Genomic DNA, 17,670 nt, shown 5'->3' with positions numbered 1-17,670 from the left:
TCAAGCTAACCTTTATGCTATTTACTTGTTTTTCCACCTCTTTTACTTTCACTTTTATCTGCGTATTTTTTTGATTCTTTTAATATCTCATCCATAACATAACTATAACCTAATTCATTCTCTCCCATTAGAATCTCCACTGCATCTTTAATATGAGACATAGAGTATATATGAAAATTTCCTTTTGTAATCTCCTCTTCAACTTCCTGATTTAGCACCAGACTATTTACATTTGATTCAGGAATTAGTACACCCTTATCTTTTATTGTATCTACTAACTTACATATCTTAAAGAACCCTTCTATCTTCTCGTTCACACCACCAATTGGCTGTACTTCTCCAAACTGATTTATAGAACCGGTAACTGCTATATTCTGTTTTACACCTATTTTGCTCAAAGAGGACATCATCGAAATAATTTCTGCTACAGAGGCACTATCTCCATCTATCTTTCCATATAATTGTTCAAAGCTCAAGTGGAAATCCACAGGAAGTCTCTCATATCCTCCAAGTAATGTGTTCATAAATCCTCTTAGAGTATTTATAGCTTTATTATGAATTTTACCACTTAAATCACTTTCCTTCTGTACATCTATTATATTTCCATTTCCTTTATAGCAGGAACAAGTTATTCTTATCGGCTTTCCAAAACTGAAGTATCCAGTATCTATAACTGATAGTCCATTCACCTGACCTATAAGCTTATCTTTTACATTAATAAATATTCTATTTTCCCTGTAACTTTCATCTATTTCCTTTTCTATCAATTCCTCATAGTAAGCAGTATCTATTATATCCTGACCTTCTATAAATTTTCTATTTTCCCTTTGCACCCTATTATTTGAGAGCATTAAAACTCTTTCTAACTCATACTCATCAATATATAATTTATTTTTATCTTCCGCTTTTCTTGATAGAAATTTTGCTAACTCTTTTACAGCATCGTCTGTAAGAGATTGGACTCCATTGTCACTGCAAATACTGGAGAGCTTTCCTAAAAAAGATTGCTTTGTTTCTTTATTGATATCTAATGTTGATTTATACTCAGCTCTTATTTTAAATATTTTTTTAAAATCCTCATCATAGCTATAAAGTAAATCATAGGTATGATAATCACCTATTAGTATAATCTTTGCATCAAACTTCACAGGTTCTGGTTTCAATCCACTAAGTGATAAAAGTTCTAGATATCCTCTGTTGTAATCTAAGTCTACTTTTCCACTAATAAGGGACTTTTTGAAATAATAATAGGCTGATGAATTAGTTAAAAGACTGCTGACCCTTAATATTAAACAACCTCCATTAGCTTTTAAAAATGATCCCCCTTTAATTAAGCTTACATCTGTTGTATACACCCCATTCTTGTTCTCATATTCCATACTTCCAAGTAAACTATTGATATTGGGATCCTCTTCAAATATTACAGGTGGTGTATCATTTTCGCTATTATCAACTAAGACATTGACAACATACTTATAAATTATTTCACTTATATACTCTTCATCATCTTCATAATTTATTGAGTATATTTCCATTACCTGTTTTTCAATATTGTCACATACATTCTTTAGAAATTCTAAAGTCTCAGGATCTTCTTCAAAATCCATTAAAAACTGATTTCTTAGTTCTTTTGATTCTTTATTGTAATATTGTACCATCAGCTTTTTTATTTTTTCAATTTCTGATAGTTCCATCTTCTTTAACTCCTCTAACAAGTCCTGAGCATTAATTTTTAAATTACCAACTTTATTTAATATATTTTCTTTTTCATCACATTTTAAATCATCATAATCGTTCTCATTCATTAATTCGCCCTCTTCTTTAAGAGGAATGAAAGTGAATCCATTTTGTGTAGCTTTCATTGTAAATCCATCATCTTCTGCCATTTTTACAAGTTTATTTATTAAATTGCTTCTTTTTTTCTGAAGACTTTCAACTATTTCTTCTTTTTCCTTATTTGAGGAACTGTTATAGAACTCATAGGTTCGCTCTGCATATAATTTTTGTATATTTTCAAGGGTTCTCTTAAGCTCTACACCTTTACCTCCTGGTAAAAATAAAGGTTTGGGGCACTTTTCATCATTATCCACCACATAACATATATCTTGAGGCTTATCTTTAGCTTCAAGTTTTTTTCTTACAAATTCAGTGATCTTATCTAACTTATCCTTTGAAAAATCATCTATAAGATAAACATTATATCCCTCTTTCTCTATCTCTAAAGCTGTTTTTATTTTTTCATATACCTGATCATATTCAGGCATACTATCAATATCTTCTCTCTGATTAAAGTTAGTAACCTTAAAATCATAGATTATTTCTTGTGGCGTCAATTCTCTATTCATATCTCATCCCCCTTTCACCGCTTACTATAATAATATTCTTAAAAAAGAGATTTAGGCACAAAAAACAAAAAAATAAAGGGTGAACTTGATCTTTTTAATAACTTTACTTAATTATCGCATGTATCTATATATATGTAATAGGGAAAACTATTACAAAAGTTACTCATTATATTTTAAAACTGAGAATACTATGTTATAATATACGTAAAATTCTACAAGCAATACTGCTGAGTACTCAGCATTCAATAATTTTTTAACACAAAGGAGTTATACATATGAGTTTTAAAGAAAAAATCGCTCAATATTACACAAAATCCTATTTGAAAAAATACGGTGATAGACTTACTCAAGTGCAAGGTACTGTTGTATCTGTTAAAGTTTCTGAGAAGACTATCTTATGGATATTTAATAAGATAACTGTTACTCTTTTAGTAAGACCTGAAAGAAGCAAGAACGTAATTAAATGCGTTTATTTAAGAAACAGATGGTTCAAAAAGCCTGAATTTATAACTGTAAATCAGGGGAATCTTGTTTTAGTTCAAGGATTGAAAGGTAAAAAAGGTAAAGGAAACAGCGAACAAGTTGAAATGATTAATATTAGAAACATGACTACTAAAAAAGACTTAGTGCCTATGGAAGGAAAAATGCAGAAGGTACAAAAAGTTCAAAGAATGAAATAAAAATAAAAGGTTAGAATTGCCATCGCAGTTCTGACCTTTTATTTTTACTTATATATCTCTATGTCTCAAAATTAACTTCAAGTTACAATTCTCTACTGTTATCTTTACTTAAAGTACAAATAGAGGCTATTTATTAATGCAATTATTCCTGAGAAGAATAATACTATTCCCCATTGACCAATGCCAAGTGCTGTTGTGTGGAATACACCTTGCATAAATGGAATATACAGTACACATAAAATCATAGTTATTGAAATAGCTACTGCACCAACAAGATAAGGATTAGTAAATAATTTTATTTCAAATATTGAATGTCTTTCAGATCTGCATTCAAATACATGTATAAGCTGTGACATTACTAAAGTACAAAGGGCCAAAGTTCTACAGGTCTTCAATTCAAATCCATAGTATCTTCCTACCAAAAATGCCAATACTGTACATGCTCCAATTAAAGAGCCTCTTACAATAATTTTCTCACTTAATCCTCTAGCAAATATACTTTCGTTTTTAGGCCTTGGCTTTCCACTCATTATATGACCATCAGCCGGATCTACTCCTAAAGCCATAGCTGGTAATCCATCTGTTACTAGGTTAACCAATAAAATTTGAATAGGTAGAAGCGGTGTATCTAAATATAATAGTGAGGCTAAAAACATAGTTAAAACTTCCCCTAGGTTACATGAAAGAAGATACCTTATAAATTTTCTTATATTATCGTAAATTACTCTCCCCTCTTCTACCGCGGATACAATTGTAGCAAAGTTGTCATCTAAAAGTATCATAGAAGATGCTTCTTTAGTTACATCTGTTCCAGATACCCCCATAGATATACCAATATCTGCTTCCTTAACTGCCGGTGCATCATTTACACCGTCTCCAGTCATTGCCACAATTTTATTTTTAGTTTTAAAAGCTTTTACAATTCTTAATTTATGATTGGGACTTACCCTTGCAAAAATCGAAAGTTCACTAACCCTTGAAGCCAACTGCTTGTCACTTAATCCATCTAATTCTTCTCCTGTTATAACTTCAGATTGGCTCTTACAGATATCTAAATCCTTCCCAATTGCAAAGGCTGTATTTTTATGATCTCCAGTGATCATAACAGGCCTAATACCTGCCATTCTGCATTTTAAAACTGCGTCCTTTACTTCTTTTCTTGGAGGATCTATAATTCCTGCTATACCTATAAATATTAGATTATCTTCCAAGCCTTTTCCCTTTATAATATTCTGTTCTTTATAGGCTCCAGCAATACATCTTAATGCATTGAAAGACATAGTTTCAACTGCTTTCAATACCCTTTGTTTATAATCTGATGTAAGTAATTTTACCTGACCTTGATCTAATATATATTTAGATCTGTTTATTACTCTTTCTGGTGCACCTTTTACATAACAGGTTTCTTTTCCGCCTTCTTTCATTACTACAGACATCATTTTTCTATCAGAATCAAAAGGAATATCATATACTCTTCGCGACACATCTAAAAATTTTTTTAAATCTGTATTTTCTATGAAAAATGCCTTAATTAATGCGGTCTCAGTAGGATCTCCAAATAAGCTTTTTGAAATATTGCTTTCCTGAAAATCGAAATTACAGTCATTACAATATGTAAAAGCTTTTTTTAGCAATAAGTTTTCAGGCACTTGATCTTTGTCCACATTAAAAACTCTTCCATTAAAATACATAGCCTTTACTGCCATCTTATTTTCTGTTAAGGTTCCAGTTTTATCACTACATATTATTGATGTACACCCTAAGGTTTCCACAGCTGGAAGCTTTCTTACTAAAGCATTTCTCTTTAGCATCCTTGAAACTCCAAGTGCTAATGCTACTGTAACTATTGCTGCTAGACCTTCAGGAATTGCTGCTACTGCTAAACTAACACCAAGGAGGAACATCTCATATCTGTCTTCCCCTCTCCAAATACCTGTTAGAGTTACAATTGTACATATAACAATACAGATTACTACTAATACTTTTCCTAAAGAATTGAGCTTCTCTTTAAGAGGGGACCTCTCATTTTCAATGCTCTGAAGCATACCTGCTATCTTTCCCATTTCAGTATTCATACCTGTTTGTACAACTCTGGCTTTACCCTTACCAGTAAGAACTATAGTCCCCATATAGGCAGAACTATCTTTCTTTTTAGAGCTTTTTTCTACTCCAACAGATTCTCCCGTTAAAAGAGATTCATCTACCATAAAATTGCTGTCTTCTACAAGCATACAATCTGCTGGAACTCTATCTCCACTCTCAAGTACTAATAAATCACCTATAACTATTTCCTCAGCATTTATTACTTTAATATTTTCATCTCTTATTACTTTTGCAGTAGGTGCTGCTAATTCCTTTAGAGCTTCTAGAGATTTTTCTGTCTTATACTCTTGTATAAAACCCAATATTGCATTCATTATAACTATAACCAATATTGTAATAGCATCTGCTTTTTCTCCTATAAAGCCTGATATCAGTGTAGCTGCAATAAGAACCCATACAATGAAATCATTAAACTGTGCTAAAAATATCTTTACAGGAGATATTTTCTTCTTATTTTCTAGCCTATTTGGCCCATGTTTTTTCAGCCTTCTGGCTGCTTCAACTTGTGTTAACCCATTTTGTAATTCCCTTTCATTAATCAACTCCATCCCCCAAGCACTACATTTTTACATGGTCTTTCACTAATTAAATATATGAGGAGATGATGCAGTATTATGATTAAGTAAATTACAAAATTTTTTAATTAAGCTAGGTAAAGCATTTCCAATGACTGTTTATAATTATCATTGATTGAATTACTATTTAAATAAAGAAACTTTAAATTAGCTAACAGTAACAGAACAAGAATCAGACTTATTTCCATCAAGTGTAGTTGCTGTAATAATAGCAGTACCAACACCTACTGCTGTTATTACTCCATTATTTACAGTAGCTACATTTAGATTAGATGATGTCCATATTACAGCTTCAGTAGTAGTATTATTTGTTCCTTCTTCATAATATCTATCCATTATTGTTTCTTCTCCTTTTGCTTCATAATTACGTATATAAATATATACGTAATTATGTGAGCATATTGAGGGGGTCCTATATTAAATTTGCGAATTTTAAATTTTATGTTAAAATATCTTTGATAAAACTTAGCTATTGTATATAATATATATGGGCTTTACTTATAAAAGTTATAGATTATAGATATAATTTACTGTCTAATTCCCAAATACAAAAATATTTATATACATATAAATTAGGAGGAATTCACAAATGAATGATGTAGTATACATAACAGGGCATAAGAATCCAGATACGGATTCTATTTGTTCCGCTATTTCCTACTCAGAATTTAAAAACAAAACTGGAATAAATGCTGTTCCTATTAGATTGGGAGAAGTAAGTCGTGAAACTCAGTTTGCACTTGATTATTTTTGCGTTAAGGTTCCAAAATTAGTGGAGACTGTAAAAACTCAAATAGCAGATTTAGAGATTGATAGTGTTACACCTATTTGTGCTGAAACTTCATTAAAGACAGCTTGGTCAATGATAAGAAAGAATAACGTTAAAACTTTACCTGTTGTTGATGATGAAGACAGATTAATAGGTCTTGCATCTCAGTCAAATATAACTTCATGTTATATGGATATATGGGATACTAATGTAATTGAGAAAAGCAATACAAAGCTTGAAAACATCTTAGATACTCTTTCAGCTAAATGCATATATGTTTCTGAAAATGATCCTAAATTTACAGGCAAAGTAGTTGTTGCAGCGATGCAGCCTGAAAGCGCTGGAGAATTTATAGATGAGGGAGACTTAGTTATCTGTGGAAATAGAGAAGATGCTCAAAATGTAGTACTTAACTGCCATGCATCTCTTATGATAATAACAGGTAATCATGCTGTAAGTGACGAGATACTACAAAGAGCTAAAGAAGAAAATTGCTCCATAATAGTAACACCTTACGATACATTTACTGCCTCAAGATTAATTACTCAAAGTGTCCCTGTAAGTCATGTGATGACTAGTGAGAATCTTGTATGTTTTAGAACTGATGACTTCATTGATGATGTAAGAGAAGTTATGCTTAAAACTAGATTTAGAAGCTATCCTGTTGTAAATTTTGAAAATAAAATAGTAGGAAATATCTCTAGATATCACTTAATTTCTAAAAATAAGAAGAAGGTAGTACTTGTAGACCATAATGAAAAAGCTCAGTCTGTTCATGGTCTAGAGGATGCTGAAATATTAGAAATAATTGACCACCATAAAATTGGAGGTGTTGAAACAGGAAATCCTATATATTTTAGAAATGAACCTGTTGGATGTACAGCTACAATAGTTGCTTCTATCTTTTTCGAGAATGGTATAAGACCATCTAAAAAGACTGCCGGTCTTTTATGTGCCGCAATTATTTCAGACACATTGTTATTTAAATCACCAACTTCAACTAATGCAGATAAACTTACATTAAATAGACTTGCAAGTATAGCTGATATAGATCCTGAAAAGTTTGCAAAGGAAATGTTTAAGGCAGGATCTTCATTAGAAGGAAAAACACCTTCTCAGATACTTAATCAAGACTTTAAGCCATTTAGTATGAGCGATATTAAAGTTGGAGTAGGCCAAATTACAACTATGGATACAGAAGGTTTTGAAGCTGTAAGAAAAGATGTTGTTGAATTAATGGAAAAAACAGCTACCGATGAAGGTTACGGATTAGTTCTTCTACTAGTAACGGACATATTAAAAGGTGGTTCAGAATTAATCGCTATCGGTGATCATACGGATGCTGTTTCTAGAGCCTTTGGTGTAACCCTTGAGGGCAATAGCGCTTATGCACCTGGTGTTCTTTCAAGAAAGAAACAAGTTGTACCTCAATTAACTGCAGCAATGGCTTCTCAAAAATGAAGTGAAAACTTGAATTAGGTGGAGTTTCAAACTCCACCTAATTCTTAGTTGAACGAATCCAGGAACGTAGCCGCTCGCAACGTACACTTTGAAGAAAAGCAGAGAACCAAAATCTATGATTTTGTGTGAATCGCTTTCACAGAGTGCGTATGGCAGTATTAGAGCGGGTAGTCATTGGATAAAACTTGGGAATCTTAAAGAAATAACTAGAATACTGACTAGCTGCTTCTTTTAAGGTGTCTTAAATCATTAATATTTTTAAAAAGCTCCATTTTTTATCTCTTAAAAGAGTAGTAAAAAATGGAGCTTTTCTTCTATGAGCCGTACGTCTTCCAGTAAAATTAATCTTCTATCTCACTTATATCTACCTTTTTTATTTTTACACTACCAGCATCCTTCATAATCTCTGAAGGCTGATCTATTCTTTCTACTGGCTGCTGCATTTCCATAATTGGTTCTTCCATACCCTCCATTAGTTCTTCCATTTCTTCCATCCCCGCCATTGGTTGCTGCATCTCCATATCCGCTGATGGATATGGCATTTCCATCATTGGTTGCTGCATTTCCATATGCATCGCTGGACATGGCGTTCCCATCATTGATTGCTGCATTTCCATATGCATCGCTGGACATGGCGTTCCCATCATTGGCTGCTGCATTCCTATATGCATCGCTGGACATGGCATTCCCATCATTGGCTGCTGCATTCCCATATGCATAGCCGGACATGGCATTTCCATGATTGACTGCTGCATTCCCATATGCATCGCTGGACATGGCATTCCCATCATCGGATGTTGCATTTCCATATGCATCGCTGGACATGGCATTTCCATCATCGGCTGCTGCATTTCCATATGCATCGCTGAACATGGCATTCCCATCATTGGCTGCTGCATTCCCATATGCATTGCTGGACATGGCGTTTCCATCATTGGCTGCTGCATTCCCTTCATAAATGCTTTATCTTCTTGCTCCTCTAACTTAACTGGAGCCATCATGTCCATATTGTGCTTGCTGTGCATGCAATGATGCATCATAGGGCACATAGCATGCTTCTTATGTTTCCCATGCTTTCCCTTACATTTTTTGTCCCTCGAAAATGTATTATCCATTATATAAATCCTCCCAAAGTATTGCATCCATATATTATATGTATAAGAAAGTCATATGTTTACAAAAACTTGAAATAAGCTAAAACATAGACTAAAAACAAAACACACCAGATTAATAATATAAAATCTAGTGTGTTTTGATAAATACTTGCTGACAACCTTATATCTTATTAAAGTTAACTGGCGAACTTTATCTTCCCTTCATGCTGTTAACAAGTCCCCACATTTCATCTGCAGTTTTAAGAGTTCTTGAACTAAGTTCAAAAGCTCTTTGGGCTACTATCATATCTGTCATTTCTTTTCCCATATCTACATTAGATAATTCCACAAATCCTTGCATTATACTAACATCTGTAGTTATATTCACTGTAGCTCCAGCACTTGGAACATATAGGTTTTCTCCTATTGACCTTAAAGAGTTTTGACCTACTGGATTATAAATATTTATTTTTCCATAAAGTAAACTACTTTTGGAACCATTATTATCTACAGCTAAATAAACGTCTCCATTCTCCTTTACTGCAAAGTTATCCGTAGTTAGAACTGTACCTGAACTCAGCATATTAGCTCCCTCTTCAGTTAAGGCTACATCTAACCTATTACCATTCTTATCTACAATTTCACCGGCACTGTCTATATTAAAACTTCCTGATCTTTCATAAGCTTTACTTCCATCTGGAAGTGTAACTCTAAAGAATCCCTCTCCATCAAGAGCTAAATCAGTGTTTTGACCAGTCTCTTTTAGACTTCCTTGACTAGTATCTCTAAGCCAATTTGTGGCTTTTACTCCCGTACCATTTATAAGAGTATCTGTATTATTTCCACCGGTAGGAGTTCCCTTTCTGTTTAAAGTTTCATAAACCAAATCTTGAAAACTTACATCTTCCCTTTTATAACCTACTGTATTTGCATTTGAAATATTATTAGATACGCTATCTAATTTTTCCTGCTGTGCATTCATAGCAGCTCTACTACTCCACAAAGCTCTTATCATAACAAAAATCACTCCTTATTATCTTACACTTCCTACCTCATTTACTAATTTATTTAAGGTCTCATCCAAGGATTGTACTATTTTCTGGTTTGTCTCAAAGCTTCTCATAGTTGTAATCATGTCCGTCATTGCATTTATAATATTAATATTAGACTTTTCAAGTGACTTTTGCTTAACTAAAGCATTATTTTCCGTTGGATTATTTCCTTGGTATAGATTGTCTCCTATCTTTTTTAATGTTCCATAATCATTAAAATCTACAGTATATAGTTTGTACACCCTACTACCATTGACACTTATATTTCCATACACATCAGATACCATTTTACCATTACCAATATTAATAGGCTCTAGTTCATTGGTCTGCAGATTTCTTCCCATTACTTTATCACCAGAATCATTTACTAAGATTCCATTCATATCTACATGAAAATGACCATCTCTTGTATAGTATTGCTCATTGTTAGTTCCATTATTTCTTTGCACAGTGAAGAATCCTTTACCTTCAATTGCAAAATCTGTATCCTTATCTGTGGACTGTATCATTCCCTGAGTAAAATCCGTATTTACTGAATCCAATTCACTTCCAAGGCTTATTGAACCTATTACATTCCTTACGTTTTTGCCTCCAGATACTTTATCATAGTTTTGTAGTAGCACATCATCAAATTTACGTATTGCTAAATTATCACTTTTAAAACCAACAGTATTTGCATTAGCTATGTTATTAGTTATTATATCCTGTTTAGCTTCCTGTGTTATCATGCCCGATACTGCTGTATACAAACCTCTTATCATTTGTTCACACCCTTATCCTTTTCATTTATTACCTTAACCTCATCTGGATATACCATTCCCATAGATCTAGCCTTATCTTCAATCTGACTTTTACTCATTTGGTATTCTATTTTTGCTCCAGCCATAACAGTTGTAGAAATAATAATTCCTATTCCTATTCCTATTAAAAGTTTTCTGTCGCTTAGAAAGTCTATTAATAATTTTATTTTAGATATAATTCCTTTATTAATAGTACCTCCCCCTTACCTATACCTATTTTTTCTGATATCTCATCAATGGATAACCCCTCATCTAACATTGTTTTTATCTCAGTTACTTTAATATTATTCTGATTGCCCTTATTATTTTCATTACTCTTGCTAATTTCATAACTCTTATTATTTTCGTCCACTACATCATGATTATTTAGTTTATTATTTATTTTTTTTTCATCATCTTTTTCGCTTACTGATTCTACAACATTTATAGATTTATGTTCAAATTCATTTTTATCTTTTTCATTTAATTCACCATTCTGCTCAAGCTCAATTTCTTTCATAACTACTTCTTCTAGTTGCTGCCTAGCTTCTTCTGATTTTAAATCCTTATTTATCTCTATCTCATCATTATGTGAATTTCTTTCATATAGGTTTTTATAAAATTCCTTATCTTCTAAGTTGTCCCTATGACTTACTTCTTTAAAATTATCATTTTCCCTTGCTACTTTCAAAGCTTCAATTTCTTGCTGAAGTTCTAATACCGTTTCAGATAAATCCCTTCTAAGCCTTCCGATTTCTATCTCATAATCCTGCATGCTACTCTCTTTATCCTTTAGTGCTCCACTAAAAGACTTTTTCTGTTTTTTTATTGCGTTAACATTCAACACTATTAATACTATTGCAATAAACAAAAGTAAAATTACTTCAGTCATATCTATTCTCCTCTTTAGCTGGCAAATGTAATTACTTTTTAGTTTCCCTAAACATTAATTTTAAATACACCAAATTACTTCAAACTTAATATGTGCAAATCTATGTCTGAAAATTAACTTATGTTAGGTATTTCTATGGATATCTCTAATAGCACATTTAACAATTTAAAGTTAGCTCTTGGTGAAACATCTTAGAAAATTAATGAAATTAAATATTGTCTGAGCTACAGCGAGTTTATTTAATTTCATTAATTTTCTTTGATGTTGAGCCTTAGAGATAACTTTAAATTGTTAACAGTGCGGAAGAGATATCCATAGAAATACCGGTGCTAAGTTAATTTTCGCTCTTGGATATCTAGATATACTTCAACTTAGTCATTGACTTTCTTAAATGGACAATTGCTCTGCTGTGAAGTTGGCATACTCTAGATTCGGAAACATTTAAGACCTTGCCTATTTCCTTTAAAGTTAAACCATCATAATAGTATAAAGATAATACCGTTTTATCCTTTTCGTTAAGCATATCTAAAGCTTTTGCCAAATATTCTAACTCTTCTTTTTCTTCTAAACTTTTTTCTGGGCTTGGACTTTTATCATCTTCTATTGTACCGATTAGAGGAATATCATCATCTTCTGAAAATATTAAATCCTCTAAAGAAACTACAGATATATAATTTATATAATTTTCAATTTCCATCATCTCTTTTAAAGATATTTGCATAGCTTTAGCTATTTCAATATCCTCTGGTTCTCTTCCAAGTTGTTTTTGCAGTTTTTCTACAGCTTCATTATATTTGTTGAGCTTATCCATGGCTCCTTTGGAAATGGGACTATTCTTTCTCAACTCATCTATCATAGCACCTTTTATTCTTATAGATGCATAAGTTGAAAATTTCATTCCTCTAGTTTCATCAAACTTTCCTATAGCATCCATAAGACCAAGCATTCCGTAGCTTACTAAATCCTCAAACTCGATATGCTTAGTTTTGCCTATTATAACCCTTGATGCAATATATTTAACTAGCGGTATATACTTCTTAACTAATTGCTCTTTCATATCTAATTCAGCTGCCATTGCCATAGATTATTCCTCCCTAGCCCCTTTTTTCATTTGATCTCTCATTGTATTGAAAACCATCTTAATTATAGTTTCACGAACTTTCCTGTCTAAATCTATAAAATTTAATCCACATATAATCTTTGGATTTTTCCTATCGTTTTCAACCCTAACTATTTTTCCTTGAATAGTTACATTTTCGTTGCCAAGAGGTATTGTCACCATAAGCATATTACCTCTCTGGATCTTATTTTCGTATTTTCTATCTATAGCAACTCTCATTCCACCGCCGCTAATGTCTAGCGAATATGCATCAAAAAACTCAATTTGATTATCACCTATGGTGTATATATTTTTCTCATTACAGATTAGTGCACAATAAACATTTATCATTAAAGGAACCCTTGCAAAGTTTCTTCTTTGAACCATTGTTACTTTTTCAGGTTTTTTTAGCATAATAATAAGTATTTTTTCTACTTTTCTTCCTATTACTACGGTATCAAACCTAAATATATCTTTACCATAATAATATACTGCTGTAACCTTTTCTCCTCTTGCTAAAGGTAAATATTTCCCATCACTTACAGGAATACTTATCCCTAAATATTCATCTGTTATATCTTGAATATTGCTTTTATAGGAATCATCATTATATTCTATTTCTAACTTACTATTGATTAGGAATTCTACCTTAACACTCATACCATATTACTCCTTTTACTTCTTATGAAAAAATATTAAAGATTTTTCTAAACAAATCCTGCACACTACTTTCTTTTTTATTTACTTCTTGTCCTATTATCCTATCTGCTATATTATTTACATCCTTCGCCACAGTAGAACTTGGATAGCTAATTACAAAAGGTTCTTGTTTTCTTACAGCTTGAACAAGTCTCTTATCATCCGCTATACTTCCCAGGTACTGGAGATCTATATTTAAGAATTTCTTTGCTGCGCTGTTAAATTTATTAAAGGTTAGCTCACCTTCTTTATCGTCTATTATTCTGTTTATAACTACTTTGGCCGATTTTTTTATATTAAAATGACTTACTGCTTTTATAAGACTATATGCATCAGTAAGGGATGTTGGTTCCGGTGTAGTAATAATTATAAGTTCTTCACAACATGCAACAAATCCAAGTACAGTTCTATTTATTCCAGCTCCAGTATCCATAATAATATAATCAAGATCGGCTAAACTTGATAGTTTTTCTATAAATTTTTCACGCTGCTCAGTCTCTACTTCTTCAATTCGTGCAACCCCTGTTCCTCCTGGAAGTAGTTTTACCCCATGGGGACCTTCTATCATAACTTCAGCTATAGTTTTATTTCCTACAATTACGTCAAATACATTGTACCTAGGTAAGAATCCCATAAGTACATCGTCGTTCCCCATACCCATATCTGCATCAAATATAAGTACCTTTTTTCCTCTCTTTTGAAGGGATATAGCTATATTTACTACAAAATTACTCTTCCCTACTCCACCCTTCCCAGAGGTTACTGTAATTATTCTAGGTTTAGATTTCTCTGAGCCTATATCTTTTTTATTTTCTTTATCTTTTACAGCTAACTGTCTTAATTTTTCGGCCTGATCTAGCATATTACTTCCTCTCCTAAAATAAGATTTGTTAACTCTTTAGGATTCATCATTTTTATATCATCTGGAACATTTTGTCCTGTAGTTACAAAGCTTATTGGTTTATCTGCACATTCCAGTATATTTAGTATTGATCCATAGGTTGAGGTTTCATCTAGCTTAGTTACTATTATACTATTATAGTTCAATAACTTGTACCCATTAACTATTACCTCTATATCCTTATTCTTGGTAGTGCAGCTTATTACAAGATGGATATTTTCCGTATTCACCTTATCTACAAAGGCTCTAAGCTCCGATATCTGCATAGTATTTTTACTGCTTCTTCCTGTGGTATCTACTAGAATTACATCGCAATCCTTCATGCTTTCTATTGCTAATTCCATATCTTTTATACTTAGTACTACCTTAAAGGGTATATTCATAATATCTGCATAAGTCTTTAGCTGTTCCACTGCGCCTATTCTATATGTGTCAATAGTTATAAGGCCAACCTTCTTTTTCTCCAGCAGCGCAAGTCTTCCTGCGAGTTTTGCAATAGTTGTTGTTTTTCCCACTCCCGTAGGTCCAACAAGTACTACAACATTATCCAGTTTAGTAGGTACCACATTTATCATGTCCTCAACTACTTCTCTAACCTTCTCATCTTCTGTTTTACTTTCTTCTATCTTATTTACTTTATCAACTATTCTCTTTGCAAGGTTTTCATTTAAGTCACATTTTTCAAGCTTTAGTTGAACCTTCCCTTTACCAGATTTTTGTATATTATTCATATTCATCATTTCGTTAATCATAGACTTCATTTGCTGAACTTCTTCTACAATTTTCTCATTATATCTCTCAATTAAATTTTCATCATATATAACTCTATTAGATCTAACCTTTTCTTCCATATCTTCTTTTATTTCAATTCTATCTTGACTTCTCTTTTCCACCTCTGTAGATACTTTACTTACTACTGCCTCTTCGCCAAGCTTATTACTCATTAGTTTTTTTATAGCATCTATACTTTCCTGCATATCCTTTGAGCTGTCATTTTTATTATTTTCCACTGCAGCTGTAACTTCAAGAATTTTTTTTGTGAAAAGCCCAAATATTCCACCTTTTCTTATCTTTCTTTGACTTACTATTACTGCATCCTTCCCTAATTCATATCTTATGCGGGTTAGAGCCTCAGTCATATTATTAACTCTATATTTTTTAATAACCATTAGATGGAAATCACTCCTTCAGTTCTTATTTGAATATCATTCGGGATTTCATTAAGTGATAGCACATTTACTGCTGGAAATACCATTTCAATTAGTTTTCTAAAAGCAGGTCTTATTTTTGGTGATACTAAAATTACAGGTTGGTTTTCATAAAAATAAACTGAATCAAGAACACTTTTAATTGAATTCAATATTCTTCCTGTAATATCAGGATCTATTGCTGGAAATGAACCCTGCATAGATTTTTGTATATTATTACCTATTAAATCTTCTATTTGAGGATCTAATGTAACAACTGTTACTGCCCCATTATCATCAACTAAAGAGTTACATATACCTCTTCCTAGTGCAAACCTTACATATTCAGTAAGAACCTCTATATCCTTTGTTGTTCTAGAGTTATCTGCTAAAGACTCCATTATTGTTACCATATCCTTTATAGAAACCCTTTCTCTTAAGAGATTTTGAAGTACTTTTTGAATCTCACCTATAGTTAAAAGATCTGGTATTAATTCTTCTACTACAGCACTATATTTCTCTTTTACTGATTCAACTATTAGTTTAACTTCCTGTCTTCCAAGTAATTCATAGGAATGATTTTTTATTGTTTCTGTTAGATGGGTAACCATAACAGTAGTGGGATCTACTACTGTTAACCCCCTTATTTCCGCTTCTTCCCTCTGATCCTTATTTATCCATATTGCAGGAAGTCCAAAGGATGGTTCCATAGTTCTTATTCCCTGAATTTCACTTTCTCCATTAGTTGGATCCATACATAAGAGCATACTTGGCATAAGTTCTGATTTTGCAAGCACTGTACCTCTTATTTTTATAACATATTCATTTGTTTTTAATTGAAGATTGTCTCTTATTCTAATAGGTTGTACAACTATTCCCATCTCAATTGCGCACTGCCTTCTTACAGAAGTTATTCTCTGGAGAAGATCTCCACCGGAGCCTTCATCTGCTAGAGGAATAAGTCCATAACCTATCTCAACTTCCATTGGTTCTACAGATATCAAACTCATTACATTTTCAGGTTCTTTACTCTCTGTTTCAGTTATTTCCTGTTGTTCTATTTCTGCTTGTTGTATAATTTGTTCCTTTGCATCCTTATAAAGCAAGTATGCTGCGACTCCACAAGCTACAGATAGAATAAGGAATGCCATATGAGGTAGTCCCGGTATAATAGCCATAAATAAAAGAACTACTGAAGCTATCGCTATAACTTTCGGAAACCCTGTTAACTGTTTTACAACTAATGTACCAAAGTTTTCATCACTTCCAGAACGTGTAACCAGTATACCAGATGCAGTAGATATTAAAAGTGCAGGCACCTGTGTTACAAGTCCGTCTCCTATAGTAAGTCTTGTATAGGTCTGAGCAGCCGTTGAGATATCCATATTAAGCATCATAACACCTATTATTATACCTGCTAAGATATTTATAGCTGTGATTATAAGTCCTGCAATGGCATCCCCTTTAATAAACTTGGATGCACCATCCATTGAACCATAAAAATCTGCTTCCTGCTGTAATTTCTTTCTTCTTTCTCTAGCCTGACTCTCATCTATAGTACCAGCATTTAAATCTGCATCAATACTCATCTGTTTACCTGGCATAGCATCCAGTGTAAATCTTGCAGATACTTCGGATACTCTGCCAGCACCGTTAGTAATAACTATAAACTGTATTATAACTATGATTAAGAAAATAATTATACCAACCACATAGTTTCCACCAACAACGAAGCTTCCGAAGGCATTAATTACTTCTCCTGCATAACCATCTTTAAGTATAAGTCTTGAAGACGATATATTTAGTGCCAATCTAAACAATGTGGTAATTAAGAGTAAGGTTGGAAACACTGAAAATTGCAGTACTTCTGTAGTGAACAAGGTTAAAAGAATAATTACTACAGATACTGTTATATTAAAAGCTAAAAGTACATCTAATAGGATTGATGGTAGTGGTATAATAATCATCAAAACTACCGCTATAACTACAAAGGCCATTAATATGTCTATGTTATTTTTTATACTGAATTTGCTC

At 32.5% G+C, this 17,670-nt stretch carries 14 protein-coding genes; 2 read left to right on the top strand and 12 right to left on the bottom strand.

Annotated elements, in window-relative coordinates; genetic code table 11:
• Positions 1-17 precede the first annotated feature (17 nt).
• The gene (locus CLMAG_RS05850; protein ID WP_066619272.1) at positions 18-2,345 is read right to left on the bottom strand and encodes an AAA family ATPase; all 2,328 of its coding nucleotides are present in this window, start codon (positions 2,343-2,345) and stop codon (positions 18-20) included.
• A gap of 275 nt (positions 2,346-2,620) precedes the next feature.
• Between CLMAG_RS05850 and CLMAG_RS05845 the strand changes: the two genes are divergently transcribed.
• Positions 2,621-3,025 (top strand): hypothetical protein, encoded by a 405-nt coding sequence (locus CLMAG_RS05845; protein ID WP_066619269.1) that lies wholly within the window; start codon positions 2,621-2,623, stop codon positions 3,023-3,025.
• A gap of 104 nt (positions 3,026-3,129) precedes the next feature.
• On the opposite strand, the gene CLMAG_RS05840 is transcribed toward CLMAG_RS05845, so the two are convergent.
• Entirely contained in the window at positions 3,130-5,676 is a 2,547-nt protein-coding gene (locus CLMAG_RS05840; protein ID WP_423231058.1) for a calcium-translocating P-type ATPase, PMCA-type, read from the bottom strand.
• Between the two features lie 174 nt (positions 5,677-5,850).
• Complete coding sequence (locus CLMAG_RS05835; protein WP_066619263.1) at positions 5,851-6,039, bottom strand: Ig-like domain-containing protein; 189 nt, start codon at positions 6,037-6,039, stop codon at positions 5,851-5,853.
• Between the two features lie 253 nt (positions 6,040-6,292).
• Here CLMAG_RS05835 and CLMAG_RS05830 point away from each other — a divergent pair, with 253 nt between their 5' ends.
• Positions 6,293-7,933 (top strand): putative manganese-dependent inorganic diphosphatase, encoded by a 1,641-nt coding sequence (locus tag CLMAG_RS05830; protein ID WP_066619256.1) that lies wholly within the window; start codon positions 6,293-6,295, stop codon positions 7,931-7,933.
• Positions 7,934-8,274: 341 nt separating this feature from the next.
• Here CLMAG_RS05830 and CLMAG_RS05825 read toward each other — a convergent pair whose 3' ends face one another.
• From CLMAG_RS05825 to flhA, 9 genes are all read right to left on the bottom strand, one after another.
• Positions 8,275-9,048 (bottom strand): hypothetical protein, encoded by a 774-nt coding sequence (locus tag CLMAG_RS05825; RefSeq protein ID WP_066619254.1) that lies wholly within the window; start codon positions 9,046-9,048, stop codon positions 8,275-8,277.
• A gap of 190 nt (positions 9,049-9,238) precedes the next feature.
• A complete protein-coding gene (locus CLMAG_RS05820) occupies positions 9,239-10,042 on the bottom strand; it encodes a flagellar basal-body rod protein FlgG (RefSeq protein ID WP_066619247.1) in 804 nt (267 codons plus the stop codon).
• Between the two features lie 18 nt (positions 10,043-10,060).
• A complete protein-coding gene (locus CLMAG_RS05815) occupies positions 10,061-10,840 on the bottom strand; it encodes a flagellar basal-body rod protein FlgG (RefSeq protein WP_066619244.1) in 780 nt (259 codons plus the stop codon).
• A 202-nt stretch (positions 10,841-11,042) separates the two neighbouring features.
• Complete coding sequence (locus tag CLMAG_RS05810; protein WP_066619241.1) at positions 11,043-11,750, bottom strand: hypothetical protein; 708 nt, start codon at positions 11,748-11,750, stop codon at positions 11,043-11,045.
• A 355-nt stretch (positions 11,751-12,105) separates the two neighbouring features.
• Entirely contained in the window at positions 12,106-12,831 is a 726-nt protein-coding gene (locus CLMAG_RS05805) for a FliA/WhiG family RNA polymerase sigma factor (protein ID WP_066619231.1), read from the bottom strand.
• 3 nt (positions 12,832-12,834) lie between these two features.
• Positions 12,835-13,509 (bottom strand): flagellar brake protein, encoded by a 675-nt coding sequence (locus CLMAG_RS05800; RefSeq protein ID WP_066619227.1) that lies wholly within the window; start codon positions 13,507-13,509, stop codon positions 12,835-12,837.
• 22 nt (positions 13,510-13,531) lie between these two features.
• Positions 13,532-14,410, bottom strand: a complete 879-nt coding sequence (locus tag CLMAG_RS05795) for a MinD/ParA family protein (protein WP_066619224.1) — start codon at positions 14,408-14,410, stop codon at positions 13,532-13,534.
• On the bottom strand, positions 14,404-15,618 hold the full coding sequence (flhF, locus tag CLMAG_RS05790) for a flagellar biosynthesis GTPase FlhF (protein WP_066619218.1): 1,215 nt from the start codon (positions 15,616-15,618) through the stop codon (positions 14,404-14,406). The genes CLMAG_RS05795 and flhF overlap by 7 nt, the downstream gene beginning before the upstream one ends.
• Complete coding sequence (gene flhA, locus CLMAG_RS05785; RefSeq protein WP_423231065.1) at positions 15,618-17,633, bottom strand: flagellar biosynthesis protein FlhA; 2,016 nt, start codon at positions 17,631-17,633, stop codon at positions 15,618-15,620. Before flhA ends, flhF begins: the two co-directional genes overlap by 1 nt.
• Positions 17,634-17,670: the final 37 nt, after the last annotated feature.

It is taken from the genome of Clostridium magnum DSM 2767 (assembly GCF_001623875.1).
Lineage (GTDB): Bacteria > Bacillota > Clostridia > Clostridiales > Clostridiaceae > Clostridium_AM > Clostridium_AM magnum.
The sequence above is the reverse complement of the archived record's forward strand: the minus strand, read 5'-3'. Positions and strand labels throughout refer to the sequence as shown.

What these genes read in the sequence shown, in the direction of transcription:
- CLMAG_RS05850 (WP_066619272.1), bottom strand. Translation starts at nt 2,345, where the DNA reads ATGAATAGAGAATTGACGCCACAAGAAATAATCTATGATTTTAAGGTT.
- CLMAG_RS05845 (WP_066619269.1), top strand. Translation starts at nt 2,621, where the DNA reads ATGAGTTTTAAAGAAAAAATCGCTCAATATTACACAAAATCCTATTTG.
- CLMAG_RS05840 (WP_423231058.1), bottom strand. Translation starts at nt 5,676, where the DNA reads ATGGAGTTGATTAATGAAAGGGAATTACAAAATGGGTTAACACAAGTT.
- CLMAG_RS05835 (WP_066619263.1), bottom strand. Translation starts at nt 6,039, where the DNA reads ATGGATAGATATTATGAAGAAGGAACAAATAATACTACTACTGAAGCT.
- CLMAG_RS05830 (WP_066619256.1), top strand. Translation starts at nt 6,293, where the DNA reads ATGAATGATGTAGTATACATAACAGGGCATAAGAATCCAGATACGGAT.
- CLMAG_RS05825 (WP_066619254.1), bottom strand. Translation starts at nt 9,048, where the DNA reads ATGGATAATACATTTTCGAGGGACAAAAAATGTAAGGGAAAGCATGGG.
- CLMAG_RS05820 (WP_066619247.1), bottom strand. Translation starts at nt 10,042, where the DNA reads ATGATAAGAGCTTTGTGGAGTAGTAGAGCTGCTATGAATGCACAGCAG.
- CLMAG_RS05815 (WP_066619244.1), bottom strand. Translation starts at nt 10,840, where the DNA reads ATGATAAGAGGTTTGTATACAGCAGTATCGGGCATGATAACACAGGAA.
- CLMAG_RS05810 (WP_066619241.1), bottom strand. Translation starts at nt 11,750, where the DNA reads ATGACTGAAGTAATTTTACTTTTGTTTATTGCAATAGTATTAATAGTG.
- CLMAG_RS05805 (WP_066619231.1), bottom strand. Translation starts at nt 12,831, where the DNA reads ATGGCAATGGCAGCTGAATTAGATATGAAAGAGCAATTAGTTAAGAAG.
- CLMAG_RS05800 (WP_066619227.1), bottom strand. Translation starts at nt 13,509, where the DNA reads ATGAGTGTTAAGGTAGAATTCCTAATCAATAGTAAGTTAGAAATAGAA.
- CLMAG_RS05795 (WP_066619224.1), bottom strand. Translation starts at nt 14,410, where the DNA reads ATGCTAGATCAGGCCGAAAAATTAAGACAGTTAGCTGTAAAAGATAAA.
- flhF (WP_066619218.1), bottom strand. Translation starts at nt 15,618, where the DNA reads ATGGTTATTAAAAAATATAGAGTTAATAATATGACTGAGGCTCTAACC.
- flhA (WP_423231065.1), bottom strand. Translation starts at nt 17,633, where the DNA reads ATGGCCTTTGTAGTTATAGCGGTAGTTTTGATGATTATTATACCACTA.